Genomic DNA, 12,931 nt, shown 5'->3' on the forward strand with positions numbered 1-12,931 from the left:
CCTCGACCGCTAAGGACACACCGTGAAGCCACAACCCTTCCGCGAGCACGACCAGCGCGTCGTCCGGGCCTTCGTCGAGGCCCGCCGCGCGCACACCGACAACGAGCCGCGCCTGAAGTTCGGCTGGAGCAACTGGGGCTTCGGCACGGAGGAACTGGCCGTCTCGGCGGCCCGGCTGGAGCGCCACGGCGTGCGCCACATCGAGCTGCACGGCAACCTCTACTCGCCCGACCTCGGCTACCGGCCCGAGGAGACCCTCCGGGTGCTCGGCGACCACGGCATCACCGTCTCCGGCGTGTGCGGCATGGTCACCCCGGACCAGGAGTTCGCGCACAAGCTGCCGCACGTACGGGCCCGGGCGATCGAGTACTTCCGCCGCCAGGCCCAGTTCACCCAGGCGGTCGGCGGGAGCTACCTGCTCTTCGGCGCGGCCTCGGTGGGTCGCCCCGGCGCGTTCGACTCCTACGAGACGGAGCGCTCGGCGGCGACCATGCGCCTGGTCGCCGACGACTTCGCCGCCGCCGGGATCCGGGGCGCGGTGGAGCCGATCCGGCCCGAGGAGACCAGCATCGTGCACACCTTCGCCGAGGNCTCTACCACATGCTCAGCGGCGAGCTGCACATCGGCGCGACCATCCTGGAGCACGGCCACCGGATGCTCAACCTGCACCTGGCCGACACCAACCGGCGGGCCCTCGGGCACGGCCTGCTCGACCTCGACGTGGTGATCATGGCGCTGTACGCCGTCGGCTACCAGCGCGGCGACAACTACTGCTCGGCCGAACCCCTCGGCGCCGGCGGCAACCCGTACGCGGCGATGAACCTGCCGCCGGAGCCGGAGCGCCTCGACGAGCTGGTCGGCGTCACCGCCCGTACCTTCCGGGAGCGGGAGGACGAGGTGCTGGCCGCCACCGACGAGGAGCTGTACGCGCTCTACCAGATCGAGTCCGAGTAACCCATGTCGTCGTTCACCCTGCACGTGGTCTGCCCCAACCCGGCGCTGGACCGGCTCCAGGTGGTGGAGCAGTTCCACCCCTTCGAGGTCAACCGGGTCACGACGGTGCGTACCCTGCCCGGCGGGAAGGGCATGATCGTCGCTCGGGGTGCCCGTCGACTCGGCGCCACGGTCGCCGCGTACGGCTTCCTCGGCGGCGCCAGCGGCGAGGTGATCCGGCGGGGCTGCGCCGACCTCGGCATCTCGGACCGGCACGTCGAGGTCACCGGCGAGACCCGGGTGACCCCGGTGGTGATCGAACGCAGCACCGGGCGCTCGACCGTGCTCAACGAGCGCGGCCCGGAGGTCACCGCGCTCGACACCGACCGCCTGCTGGCCGTCCTGGCGTCCGAGGTGGAGCCCGGTGACGTGCTGGTCAGCACCGGCAGCCTCCCGCCGGGCAGCGGGGCCGACCTGCACGCCCGGATCGCCCGCACGGCGCTCGCCCGGGGCGCGACGGTTTTGGTCGACGCGCACGGCGACGCGCTGGCCGGGGTGCTCGACGACCTGCGGGCCGAGCCCGCCGCCGGGCGGTTCGTGGTCAAACCCAACGCCGAGGAACTCGCCGGGGTGCTCGGCCGCCCGCTGCCGGACCGGGTCGCCACCGGCGACGCGATCCGGGAGCTGCACGCCGACACCGGCGCGACCCTGGTGGTGACGCTCGGCGCGGACGGGGCGGTCTTCTTCGACGGCGCGGTCGAGCTGCTGGCCGACACGCCGACGGTGGAGACGGTCAACGCCACCGGCTCCGGGGACTCGTTTTTGGCCGGCCTGGCGGTCGCCCTGGGTGGCGGCGAGCCGCCGGCCACCGCGCTGACCCTGGCCGCCGCGATGGGCGCGGCCAACGCCGCCTCGCTCACCCCCGACATCGACCCGGAACTGGTCGCCCGGCTCCGGCAGGTGGTCACCGTCGAACAGGTCGGGCCGGTGCGGCGATGAGCCAGTTCATCGGCGTCGACATCGGCACCACCCGGACCAAGGTCGGCTGCTACGACGCCGGCACCGGCCGGTTGGTCGCCCTGCGCGCCACCCCCACCCCGGCCGAGGCCGACCCGTGGGGTGGGCGGCGGGACGCCGGGCAGGTCACCGGCATGGTCGCCGAGCTGCTGCGCCAGCTCCTGGCCGATCCGGCGGTGCGCCCGGCCGCGCTGGCCGGGGTGTCGGTCGGCTCGGTGGGCGAGGAGGTCGTACTCCTCTCGGGTGACGGTCGGGTGACCGCCCCGGTGCTGGTCTGGCACGCCGGGCACGGCTGGTCGGAGCGGGAGACCGAACCGCTCGCCGGCCGGTGGGCGGACACCGACGACACGTTCTCGGTGTTCAAGCTCCGCTGGTTGGCCCGGCACCTGCCGGAGACGGTCGCCGCCGCGCGGACGTTCACCTCGCTCGCCGACCACGTCGCCCGGGACCTGCTGGCGGACCGCGCCGCGCCGGTCTTCCTCAACATCTCGCACGCCTCCCGCACCGGGCTGCTGGACCTGCGGGCCGGCGTCCTGCACGACGGCGCCCTGGCCGAGCTGGGGCTGCCCGGCCTGGCCGCCCCCGAGCTGGTGGGCAGCGCGACCGTGGTGGGACGGACCTCGGGGGCCGGGGTGCTCCCGGCCGGGGTCCCGGTGGTCACCGGCGGGCACGACCACATGTGCGGCGCGTTCGGCAGCGGCGTCCGTCGTCCCGGCGACGTGTACGTCTCGGCCGGCACCTCCGAGGCCCAGCTCCTGCTCCTGGAGCACCTGCCGGCGACCCTCGCCCCCGGCGTGGACGCGGGCGTCTTCGTCGCCGGCGGGCTGCGGTTCGTGCACCGGGCCACGCCCTCGGGCCGGTACTACCGGGCCTGGCGGGACCTGCTCTACCCTGGCGTCGATGACGCGACCATGTGGGACGAGCTGGCCGGAGTCGCCGACGAGACCGACCCGGCGGTGATCGACGCGGACCACCGACGGGCCCAGCTCGCCGCCCTGCCCATGGAGATCACCCGCGGGCACGCCATGGCCAGCCTGCTCAAGGGCCTCGCGGTGGAGGCCGAGACCACCACCGCGCGGCTGGGTCAGCTCGCCGACACCGCGATCGCCGACGTCACCATCGGCGGCGTCGCCGCAGCCTGGCCGACCTGGCGTCGGCTGCGGCAGGAGGCCACCGACCGTCGGCTGCGCTTCGTCGCCGAACCCGAGCCGACCGTGCTCGGGGTGGCCGTCCTCGCGCAGCTCGGCGCCACCGGCAGCGCCGACCTGCCCGCCCACCTGATCACCGCCGAGAACGAGGAGACCACCACCGATGAGCATCGCTGACCTGCTGGGCCGGCACCGGATCGTGCCGGTCGTCGTCCTCGACGACGCCGCCCACGCCGAACCCCTGGCCGACGCGCTGGCCGGCGCCGGCCTGCCGGTCGCCGAGGTGACCTTCCGTACGCCGGCGGCGGCCGAGGCGATCGCCCGGATGTCCGCCCACGGCGGGGTGACGGTCGGCGCCGGCACGGTGACCACCGTCGCCCAGGTCGACGCGGCGGTCGAGGCCGGCGCCCGGTTCGTGGTCTCGCCCGGGTTCAGCGCGACGGTGCTCCGCCGCTGCGCCGAGCACGGCGTCTTCGCCCTGCCCGGCGCGGTCACCGCGACCGAGGTGATGGCCGCCCTGGAGGAGGGCGTCTCGGTGTTGAAGTTCTTCCCCGCCGGCACCTCCGGCGGTCCCGCGGCGATCTCCGCGCTGGCCGCTCCGTTCGGCCAGGTCCGGTTCGTGCCCACGGGCGGCATCGACGCGGCCTCGGCCGCCGACTACCTCGCCCTGCCGTCGGTGCTGGCCGTGGGGGGAAGCTGGATGGTTCCCCGGGCCGCCGTCGCGGCGGGGGACTTCGGCCGGATCGCCGAACTCACCGCCGCCACCGTGGCCGCCGTCGCGGCTCCCTGAGCCGGCCGGGGACGACCCCGATCCAGCCACCACTGCGCGACGATCAGGTTGACCACCCAGCTCATCCAGACGCTGGCGCCGGCCGCGGCCCGGATCATGGCGTCCTGGTCGCCGCCGTAGGTCGTGTCGACCTGGGGCAGGAGCAGGACGACGAAGAGCACGACCCAGAGCCGGTTCACCACGATCGACAGGGTCAACGCGTAGCTGCGCACCATCCACCGGCGATGCTCGACGAACCGGCGTCGCCGCGCCGCGCGGTACCCGGCGACCGCGGTGACCAGCCAGAGGACCGCCAGCATGGTGTTGCCGACCTGGGAGACGAAGCCGGTGCTGCTCAGCGGCGCCACGCCCAGCACCGCGACGCCGCCGGGCAGGACCCCGCCGAACAGGTACACCCGACCCGTCCATCGGTGGGCGGCCGGGTAGCGGCGGCGGAACCACGGCCACACCTGGAAACAGCCGGCGAGCAGGGCCACCGAGCCGAACAGGATGTGCGCCACCAGCAGCGGGTAGTACTGCGGGTGCGCCTCCTGGACCGGTAACCGGGACCGGCTCGGGTCCAGCGACAGATAGGGCGGCAGCGCGTAGCCGACGAACGCGACGGCGACCAGCAGGAGCGGCACCACCCAGCGCAGTTGCCGCCCCGCCGGGCTGGTCGGAGCGCCGGTGGCGGGCGCGGATCGCGGGCCGTCGGTCCTGGTGGGCATGTCGTCTCCCTGCGTCGATCCGGTTTGGGGAAACGATGCGCCGCCCCGTGCCGTCCGGTCAGCGGTGCCCACTCCCGGGATCCGGTGGTGCTGGCACCACCGCACCGGCCGCGGGGGTCATGCGACGGCCAGCCGTTCGCGTACCCGCTCGGCGTCCGGATGACCGAGGCCGTCGAGGATGGCCAGGGCACGCCGCCAGGTGCGGAGCGCACCGGGCCGGTCCCCGGCGGCGTGCCGGCTCTCACCGAGCCGGGTCAGGGTGTCCGCCTCGTCGTACCGGTCGCCGATGCGCTGGTAGAGCGTCAGCGCCCGGCCGTAGCACCGGGTCGCCCGGCGGTGGTGCCCGAGCCGGTCGTGGATGAAGCCGAGGCTGTCCCAGGTGTTCGCCTCACCGTGCCGGTCGTCGGTCCGGCGCAGCAACGCCAACGCCTGCTCGCAGTGCTCGCGCGCCGCGCCGTACCGGCCGAGTCGGGCGTACGCCCAGCCCACCGCGTTGCGGGCGCTGGCCTGGCCGGCCGGATGGCCGGTGTGCTCGTAGAGCGCCAACGCCCGCGTCGCGTGGTGCAGCGACTCCTCGTACCGGCCCAGCGCGTCCAGCATCGCGCCGAACGCGCGGTGGGTGCGGGCCTGGCCGCTGTGATCTCCCAGCTCCGCGAAGAGGGCCAGCGCGCTGCGGTAGTGACCGGCGGCCTCCTCCTCCCGGCCCAGCCGCACCAGGGCGCGGGCGAGGTCGCGGTGGGCGTTGGCCTGGCCGGCGGGTTCGCCCGCCCGCCCGGCGGCGGCCAGCGCGACCCGCTGCGCGTCGGCCAGGTCCGACCAGCGTCCCTGGCGTTGCAGGAAGTCCACCAGGGTACGGGCCAGCCGCCAGGCGTGACCGTCGCAGCGGGTGCGCCCCGCGTGGACCACCGCCGCCAGGAGCACCCGGTGCTCGGCGGTGAACCAGGCCAGCGCCTGCCCCTGGTCGGTGATCCGCTCGGGCACCACGCCGGGCAGGGCGTCGCTCAGGGCGGTCGGGTCCCAGCCCGGCTGCAACAGCACCGCGGCGGCGTGCGCGGAGTGCAGGTAGTGGTCCAGTCCACGGCGGACCGCCGCCTGCCGTTGGTCGTCCGGGTCCAGCCGCTCGGTCAGCTCGGTCGCGTACGCCCGCAGCAGGTCGTGCGCGCCGAACCGGCCGGGCGCGTGCTCGGCGACCAGGTGCGCGTCAGCCAGCTCGGCCAACAGCCGGGGCAGCCGGGCCCGGGGCAGGCCGGCCAGGCTGGCCGCCGCCGGGATTCCCACCTCCGGGCCCGGGTGGCAGCCGATCAGCCGGAACAGCCGCGCCGCCGCCGGGGTCAGGCTCCGATAGGACCAGGAGAAGACCGCGTGTACGTCGGTGCCGGCGTCCCCGGTGTCGAACGCGTCCGACAGCCGTGCCGACTCCCGCAGGTCGGCGGCGAGGGTGGCCAGCGGAAACGTGGGGTGCGCCGCGCCCCGGGCGGCGAGCACCGCCAGCGCCAACGGCAGCCGCGCGCACCGCTCGACCATCTCGTCGACGACCTGCGGCTCGACCGTCAACCGGTGCGCGCCGAGGCGCCGGGCCAGCAACTGCCAGGACTCGGCGCTGCTGAGCAGCCCGACGGTGATCGACCGGGCGCCCTCGGCGGCGATCAGGCCGGCGAGCCGGTTGCGGCTGGTGACCAGGACCCGGCAGCCCGGGCTGCCCGGCAGCAGGGGCCGGACCTGCTCGACGTCGTGGGCGTTGTCCAGCAGCACGAGGACCCGGCGTTCGGCCAGCAGGCTGCGGTAGAGGCCGACCTGCGCGGACAGGTGGACGGGCATCCGCTCCGGTGGCACCCCGAGCACCTCCAGGAAGCCGTGGACCGCCTCCGCCGGTGTCACCACCGCGCCGGTGGAGTCGAAGCCCCGCAGGTCGACGTAGAGCTGGCCGTCCGGGAACCGGTCGGCGGCGCGGTGCGCCCAGTGCACCGCCAGCGTCGTCTTGCCCACCCCGGCCGTCCCCGACAGCACCACGACCGTCGAGGCGGGATCACCGCCGGCGTCCAACTGCGCCAACTGCTCCGCCCGACCGACGAAGCCGGGCAGCGCCGGAGGCAACTGACGCGGGACCGGCAGCGGTGCCGGCCGGCCCCGGCCCCGCCCGCCGCCGGTGCGTACGGTGGCGGCTCCGTCCGGGTCGGGTCGTCGTCGCGCCTCCTCCACCCGGTCCCGCGCGGTGGCCAGCGCCCCCTGTTCGGACACGGTTGCCCCGAGCAGCCGGATCAGGACGTCGAACCGCTCCGTCGGCGGCAGGATGTTCCCGGCGAAGTACTCCCCGATCACCCCTCGCGACCAGCCGGTCTTCGCGGCCAACTGCCGGTACGTCAGCTGGGTCTCGCCCTGCTGCCGGGCCTCCCGCCGGCGCAGCTCCCGCAGCAGGCCGGCCAGCTCGGGCACGGTCCGCGTCGCATCGACGGCGCGCAGCAGCGGACGCGCGGAGCGGTCGGTCGTGCTCGCGGCCGGCGGCGTGACGCCGGCGCCGCGAAGCCCCACCCGGTCGGACATGCGGCCTCCCCGCCGACCCCTCCCGGCGACGCGGGGGAGCCGACAGGGGGAGGGTAGGGCCGGAATCGGAGGCGTCCATAGGCCGACGCACATGTCCGACAGTCGTGGATCGGATGCGGCCGGTGGTGTCCGGCGCTGTCCAGCCCCGTCCAGGATGCGCCGCACCGCACCGGTGGCCCGTGCCACCGTCCCGGGGCGGGCTCGACCCGAGCCACGCGCCCTGGGGGAAGGAGCACCACATGAGTCACCGACAGTTGGCCGCGGGAGGGGGCGGCGGACTGCTGCGCCGGGCCGCCGTCGCGGCGATCGGCCTGACGCTGGTCGTCACGGGCGTGTCCGCCGCGCCGGCCGTCGCCGCGCCGGCCGGCAAGGCGACCACCACCCGATCGTTCGTCGACGGCGTGGGCGTGCCGGCCGGCTTCGCGTCCTGGGCGGAGCTGTTCACCGTGCAGCAGCGGATGAACACCGCCGCCGAGCGGATCGAACGGGCGGCGCGACGCGGGCCGGACTCCGGGTTCGCCGGCATCGTCGCCGACCCCACCGCCCGGCAGTTGCAGGTCTACTGGAAGGGCACCGCGCCGGCCGGTCTGCTGGCTGCCGCCCGACGCGTCGTGCCGACCCGGGTGCTGCCCGCCGCGTACTCCCAGCGGGAGCTGGCGGTGGCTGCCAGCCGGCTGCGCGCCGCGGCCGGCAGCGAGATCACCACGGTCGGACCGCGCGCCGACGGCGCCGGCCTGCTCGTCGGTACGCAGCACGGGCTGCTCGGCGCGGCGAGCCTCGCCGGCGTTCCGGTGACCGTGCAGACCGGCGTCGCCGCCGCGCCCGCGACCCGGTGGGACGACACGACGCCGTGGTGGGGCGGTGGCGCGTGGCGCAACTCCGCCACCGGCGGCGGCTGCTCGACCGGCTTCGCGGTCTTCCAGGCCGGGGTGGCGCGGATGCTCTCCGCCGCGCACTGCGCCAACCTGAACAACGTCGCGACCGACCCGACCGGGCAGACGATCGGCACCGTCACCACCCGCAACGTCGGCAGCGACACGCTGATCATCGCGGGCAGTTCGGCGGGTCGGGTCTTCAACAACAGCACCGACGCGGCCGGCGCGGTGGTCAGCGAGTTCAGCAACCCGGTGATCGGCGCGCAGGCCAGCCAGGTCGGCAACTTCGTGTGCACCTCGGGGGCCTACTCCGGCACCCGCTGCTCGATCCAGGTCAGGGCCCGCGACCTGTGCATCAACGTGCGCAACTTCGGCACGGTCTGCGGACAGGTGCAGGCGGAGAACACCACCCGCACCAACGCGGTCGGTCAGGGCGACAGCGGCGGCTCGGTGGAGATCGTGAACGGGGCGAACACCAACCAGGTCTTCGCCACCGGCACCAACACCGCCATCGACGACACGAACACGGCGACGGCCTGCACCGGGTACGTCCCCACCGGACGGGTCTGCGCCTGGCGGATGTACTACGAGGACATCTTCTCCGGCATGTCCGGCGTCGGCGCCTCGGGGGTGGTGCTGGGCTGAGGGTGGTCGGGTGCGACACCCGATCCGGCGACCGGGCCGGCACGCGAATCGCGTGCCGGCCNACGCATCCGCTTGATCTCGGTCTCCAGCTTTCGACTGTACGAGCGGTCGTTGGGATCCATGCCGTTGCGCGATCGGGAACTGCGGCCGTATTCCTTCAGGAAGCCACCCAGCTCCCGGCGTAGGCGTTCCCGGCGGCCCGACATGGAGCCATTCTAGAATCCGACGAACGACCCGCGCCTTCCATTTACCGCTGTCCCGCCGCGCCCAGTCANACCCCGCCTACCCCGGCCGCGTGGCCGCCGTGCTCAGCGGTGTCCGGCTGCGCAGGTTCGGCTGGATCGGGGCGGTTCTGGCGGCGATCGGCGTGGCCGGTCTCGCCGTCTCCCGGGCCCTCGCGGGGGGCGACCGGTTCACGTCGCTGTGGCTCGCGATGATCGTGGGTGGCGTGCTGTCGATGCTGTACGCCCCGTGGGTGCGGTGGCGTGCCCGGCGTCGGTCCGGTCACTACGCCGTCGAGGGCGCCTACGACATCACCGACGACAACATCATGATGCGCAGCGGCTCGGAGTCCGGCGGCATCGCCTGGGACGGGGTCACGAAGGTCGGCGACACCCCGGAGTTCTGGATCGTGTACGTCGGCCGGATGCCGGCGACCGTCATCCCGCGCGGCTTGATGTCCACCGAGGACGCCGAGACGCTACGTGTCTTCCTGGCCGGGCGCGGGCTGCTCGAAGAAAGATCCGCCGGGCGTTGATCGGTGCGGGCCTCGGATCCGTTAAGGACTTCGGTGGGTGCGGTGTGCGCCCGCCCCCGAACGGAGGAATCGCATGGCCAGTACCTCCAGCTCCCGGATCCGAGCGCTCTCGGTCGTCGGCATGACCGGTGTCCTGGCGGTGATCGGTGGGATCGTCCACCAGGCGTCCGCCGCCGAGGTGGCCGCGCCGGCCGCCGAGCGCGCCGACGCCCGCCGGGTCGAGGTCCCGCGCGTCGCCCCGGCGATCAGGCCGCCGGCGGGGGGCCGCCNTCCCGCCCGGTCGGCGCGTACGCCGTCACCCGCGGGACGCAGACCTACACCTGCGCCGGCGGCGTGTTCACCGGCGCCTCCGTGCCCGAGGCCCAGTTGTTCGGCACGGGTGGCCGGGTGCACCACTTCAAGGGCCCGAGCTGGCAGTCCGAGCGGGACGGCTCGCTGGTCACGGCGAAGAAGACCGCCGAGAGCCCGCGCGCGGGGACGATCCCCGAACTGCTGTTGACGGTGGACACCCACGCCGGCGTCGGCGCCCTCGGCGGCGTCGCGTACATCAGTCGCCTGCTCACCTCGGGCGGCGTCGCGCCGTCCGGCGCCTGCGTCGACGGCACGACGACGGCCGTGCCGTACGGCGCGGTCTACGTCTTCTGGGCCGCCGGGCGGTAGCCCCCGCGCTCCCCGGCGGACCGGGCCCGGAGCCGGGTGGCTCCGGGCCCGGGTGGGCGACCCCGGTCAGGGGCTGGTGCAGGTGAGGTTGCCGGGGGCGGTGGCGCCGTTGCCGGTGGCGGTGAACCCGAACGTCGTCGAGGCGTTCGCGCCCAGGGCGCCGTTGTAGGCGGCGTTCTGGACGCTGACCGTGCCGGTGGTGCCGGTGTTGACGCCGCTCCAGAGGCTGCTGATGGCCTGGCCGGAGGCCAGGGTCAGGCGTACGGTCCAGCCGTTGAGGGTGGCGGCGGTGTTGTTGGCGACGGTGACCTCACCCTGGAAGCCGCCGGGCCAGGTGTTGACGGTGCGGTAGGTGGCGACGCAGGTGCCCGGCTCACCGGTGGGCGGCGGCGTGGTCGGCGGCGCGGTCGTGGGCGGCGCGGTGGTGGGCGGGGTCGTCGTCGGCGGGGTGGTCGTCGGCGGCGTGGTGGTGGGGGGAGTGGTGGACTGGAACTGGGAGAAGAACCGCCAGATCTCGCCTGAGGTCCAGGTGCGGGAGTCGTTGGGGCTGCCCGACCCGTCGACCGGGCTGGGGGTGTGGTCCCCGTCGAACGCGGCCCACTGCACGGGGTAGCCGGCGCGGCAGCCGGAGTAGGTCGTGGTGATGTGGGTGAAGCTGTTCAACGCCGGCTCGCGCGGGGTCTGCGCGGTGCAGCCGTTGTTGCGCACGAACGTGTCGCGCAGCGACCGGCCGGCGGAGATGTTCAGCACGCTGTCGTGGGTGCCGTGGATGCCGAAGTAGGGGACGGGCTGGGTGCCGCCGTTGCAGCCGCTGAGGTTGGCGCCGGACAGGACGCTGACCGCCCGGATGACGGTCGGCCGGGCGCAGGCCACCGCGTAGCTCATCGCCCCGCCGTAGCTCCAGCCGAGCGCGAAGCGCTGGGTGGTGTCGACGCAGAGGTCGTTCTCGACCTGCCGGGAGATGTCGTCGAAGAGGGTCAGGTCCCGGCCGTTGGTGTTGGCCCATCCGTTGTCGATGCCCTGCGGCGCGACGAAGATCGTGCTGTTGTTCGACAGCGGCAGCAGCCCGTAGTAGCCGGCGGAGGCGACGTTGTTCGCCGAGCCGTTCAGCCAGTGGAATCCGAAGATCAGCCGGTACTGGCGGTTGCGGTCGTACCCGTCCGGGATGCGCAGGATGTAGCTGCGGTTCTGTCCGCCGCTGGAGATCGTGCGGGTTCCGCTGGTGAGGGTGGGGGCCTTGCCGCAGCCGGCGGTCGCCGCGAGCGTGCCGTTCGTCGCGGCCTCGGCCGCGCCGCGCAGGCCGCTGGTCAGCACGCCACCGGCGGTCGCCGTGAGCAGAACGGCGGCGGCGGCGACGGTGGACAGAAGCTGGGTACGTTTCACCTTGCTTGCCTCCTTGCCATGGGTCGTCTGGTGCCGATGGCCGCCCGCGAGTGGCGTGGAGGGTGGGCATGGGCCGGGTCGGGATCCGTCCGGCGACCACCTGCGGTCGGCGTGACATCGGCGGAGCGGCCCGGACTGGTCACCCACCGGTCGGTGAGTGACCGGGATGACCGGGAGCGTGCCCTTCGCCCCCGCGCCGAAAGATAGCAGGTTATCGATAACAGGTTCAACCGGACGTGTTACGGAACTTGCGGCCGGGAACGAGTCGGCGGGCCGGGTCGATGCCCACGTCGGAACGCCGAAACGCGCCCTCCCCTTTCCGGAAAACGTCACCCGGGAGGACGCGTCGGCACCACGATGAGCGCTAACAAGGAGGCCGCGCCGAGGGGTCAGCCGATCTGGCTGCTGTCCTTCAGCGCGCCCCAGCCGTGCCAGCGGTCGACGTCGATCAGCGCGCTGACCCGCGCGCGGTCCCGCCGGGGGTACGGCCCGCCGGTGTAGTGCCGGGCGAGCCGGTCGATGTCCGCCAGGCCCTCGTCGTCCCGCAGCTCGGCGACGTGCCCGATGATGCTCAGGTGGGTGTACCACCCCTGCTCGTCGAGCACGGTCAGGGTGACCCGGGGGTCGTTGCGCAGGTGGGCCAGCCGGCGTCGGCCCTCGTCCATGTTCACCAGGATCCGGCCGTCGTCCCACAGGTACCAGGTGGCCGCGGAGACCGGCTGGCCGTCCGGGCGCAGCGTGGCGATCACGGCGGGGTTCGGCCTGGCCAGCATGGCGACGGCGGGCTCGGGCAGCGGCGGCTTCGACATGGGTCTCCTCTTCGCGGCGGGCGATGCTCCCGCACTGTACGGACCCGCGCCGCCCTAGCGGTTCACCGACACCGGAGCGACGCAGACGCCGTGCGTCAGCACGCCCATGATCGAGGCGGTCAGCTCCTCCGGCGGCGTGGCGGCCCGGGCCCAGACGAACGTGTAGATGAACAGCCCCAGGACGGACTCGACGAAGGCGAGGTCGAGCTTCCGGAACTCGCCGGTGGCCGTGCCGTCCTCCAGGACGCGCCGCCACCGGTTGAGGTACTGCTGGCGACGCTGGAGGACCTGCTTCTTGCCCTCGTCGCCGAGCGCGCTGTACTCGCGCAGGAAGACGGTCCAGGCGGCGAGGTCCGCGGCCATCGCCTGGCCGAGGTCGGTGCCGAGCCGCTGGAACTTCGTGGTGGCGTCGGCGTCGCTGCCCAGAATGCGGTCGCTGCTGGCGAGGACGCGGTCGATCGGGTCGAGCATGATCTCCAGCAGTAGCTGTTCCTTGCTGGCGATGTGGTGGTAGAAGCCGCCCTTCTGCAGGCCGACGGCGTCGAGCAGCTCGGCCAGGCCGGTGCCGTGGTAGCCCTGGCGCGCGAACAGGTCGGCGCTGGCGGTGAGGATGCGCGCCCGGGTGTCTTCGCTCCTCGTACGCATTGCTCGTCCCTTTCGTGCTGC

12 protein-coding genes and 1 pseudogene are annotated in these 12,931 nt (G+C 74.1%); 8 read left to right on the forward strand and 5 right to left on the reverse strand.

Translation table 11 applies throughout. The annotated features are described in order from the left end of the window. Positions 1–22: 22 nt before the first annotated feature. The 5 genes from B1205_RS10640 to eda are packed head-to-tail and all read left to right on the forward strand — an operon-like array spanning position 23 to position 3,888. Positions 23–727 (forward strand): sugar phosphate isomerase/epimerase family protein, encoded by a 705-nt coding sequence (locus B1205_RS10640; RefSeq protein WP_089155463.1) that lies wholly within the window; start codon positions 23–25, stop codon positions 725–727. After that, on the forward strand, positions 655–954 hold the full coding sequence (locus B1205_RS10645) for a hypothetical protein (RefSeq protein ID WP_089155464.1): 300 nt from the start codon (positions 655–657) through the stop codon (positions 952–954). The genes B1205_RS10640 and B1205_RS10645 overlap by 73 nt, the downstream gene beginning before the upstream one ends. A gap of 3 nt (positions 955–957) precedes the next feature. Further along, positions 958–1,932, forward strand: coding sequence for a 1-phosphofructokinase family hexose kinase (locus B1205_RS10650; protein ID WP_089155465.1), 975 nt, complete (start codon positions 958–960; stop codon positions 1,930–1,932). Beyond that, on the forward strand, positions 1,929–3,275 hold the full coding sequence (locus B1205_RS10655; protein WP_089155466.1) for an FGGY-family carbohydrate kinase: 1,347 nt from the start codon (positions 1,929–1,931) through the stop codon (positions 3,273–3,275). The genes B1205_RS10650 and B1205_RS10655 overlap by 4 nt, the downstream gene beginning before the upstream one ends. Next, on the forward strand, positions 3,262–3,888 hold the full coding sequence (gene eda / locus B1205_RS10660) for a bifunctional 4-hydroxy-2-oxoglutarate aldolase/2-dehydro-3-deoxy-phosphogluconate aldolase (RefSeq protein WP_089155467.1): 627 nt from the start codon (positions 3,262–3,264) through the stop codon (positions 3,886–3,888). The genes B1205_RS10655 and eda overlap by 14 nt, the downstream gene beginning before the upstream one ends. A gap of 38 nt (positions 3,889–3,926) precedes the next feature. Here eda and B1205_RS31200 read toward each other — a convergent pair. Together B1205_RS31200 and B1205_RS10670 are read right to left on the reverse strand one after the other, a co-directional pair. Then, positions 3,927–4,595 (reverse strand): annotated as a pseudogene (locus B1205_RS31200) (DUF2306 domain-containing protein); the annotation flags it as partial. 117 nt (positions 4,596–4,712) lie between these two features. Next, entirely contained in the window at positions 4,713–7,136 is a 2,424-nt protein-coding gene (locus tag B1205_RS10670; RefSeq protein ID WP_089155468.1) for a helix-turn-helix domain-containing protein, read from the reverse strand. A gap of 239 nt (positions 7,137–7,375) precedes the next feature. On the opposite strand from B1205_RS10670, the gene B1205_RS10675 reads away from it, so the two are divergent. The 3 genes from B1205_RS10675 (at position 7,376) to B1205_RS31205 (ending at position 10,073) form a co-directional block, all read left to right on the forward strand. Continuing rightward, complete coding sequence (locus B1205_RS10675; RefSeq protein ID WP_089155469.1) at positions 7,376–8,656, forward strand: hypothetical protein; 1,281 nt, start codon at positions 7,376–7,378, stop codon at positions 8,654–8,656. A 253-nt stretch (positions 8,657–8,909) separates the two neighbouring features. Then, complete coding sequence (locus B1205_RS10680) at positions 8,910–9,413, forward strand: YcxB family protein (RefSeq protein ID WP_089155470.1); 504 nt, start codon at positions 8,910–8,912, stop codon at positions 9,411–9,413. 333 nt (positions 9,414–9,746) lie between these two features. Continuing rightward, a complete protein-coding gene (locus tag B1205_RS31205; protein WP_254909841.1) occupies positions 9,747–10,073 on the forward strand; it encodes a DUF3455 domain-containing protein in 327 nt (108 codons plus the stop codon). A gap of 66 nt (positions 10,074–10,139) precedes the next feature. Here the strand turns inward: B1205_RS31205 and B1205_RS10690 are convergent, their stop codons facing one another. The 3 genes from B1205_RS10690 to B1205_RS10700 all read right to left on the reverse strand — a co-directional run bounded on the left by B1205_RS10690 (position 10,140) and on the right by B1205_RS10700 (position 12,910). Beyond that, positions 10,140–11,456, reverse strand: a complete 1,317-nt coding sequence (locus B1205_RS10690; RefSeq protein ID WP_089155471.1) for a cellulose binding domain-containing protein — start codon at positions 11,454–11,456, stop codon at positions 10,140–10,142. Between the two features lie 389 nt (positions 11,457–11,845). Then, positions 11,846–12,265 carry a PPOX class F420-dependent oxidoreductase gene (locus B1205_RS10695; RefSeq protein WP_089155472.1) on the reverse strand — a complete coding sequence of 140 codons (420 nt, stop codon included), beginning with the start codon at positions 12,263–12,265 and terminating at the stop codon, positions 11,846–11,848. 54 nt (positions 12,266–12,319) lie between these two features. After that, entirely contained in the window at positions 12,320–12,910 is a 591-nt protein-coding gene (locus tag B1205_RS10700) for a TetR/AcrR family transcriptional regulator (RefSeq protein ID WP_089155473.1), read from the reverse strand. Between the last annotated feature and the right edge of the window lie 21 nt (positions 12,911–12,931).

Source organism: Micromonospora sp. NBS 11-29, from assembly GCF_002140155.1.
Classification (GTDB): domain Bacteria; phylum Actinomycetota; class Actinomycetes; order Mycobacteriales; family Micromonosporaceae; genus Micromonospora.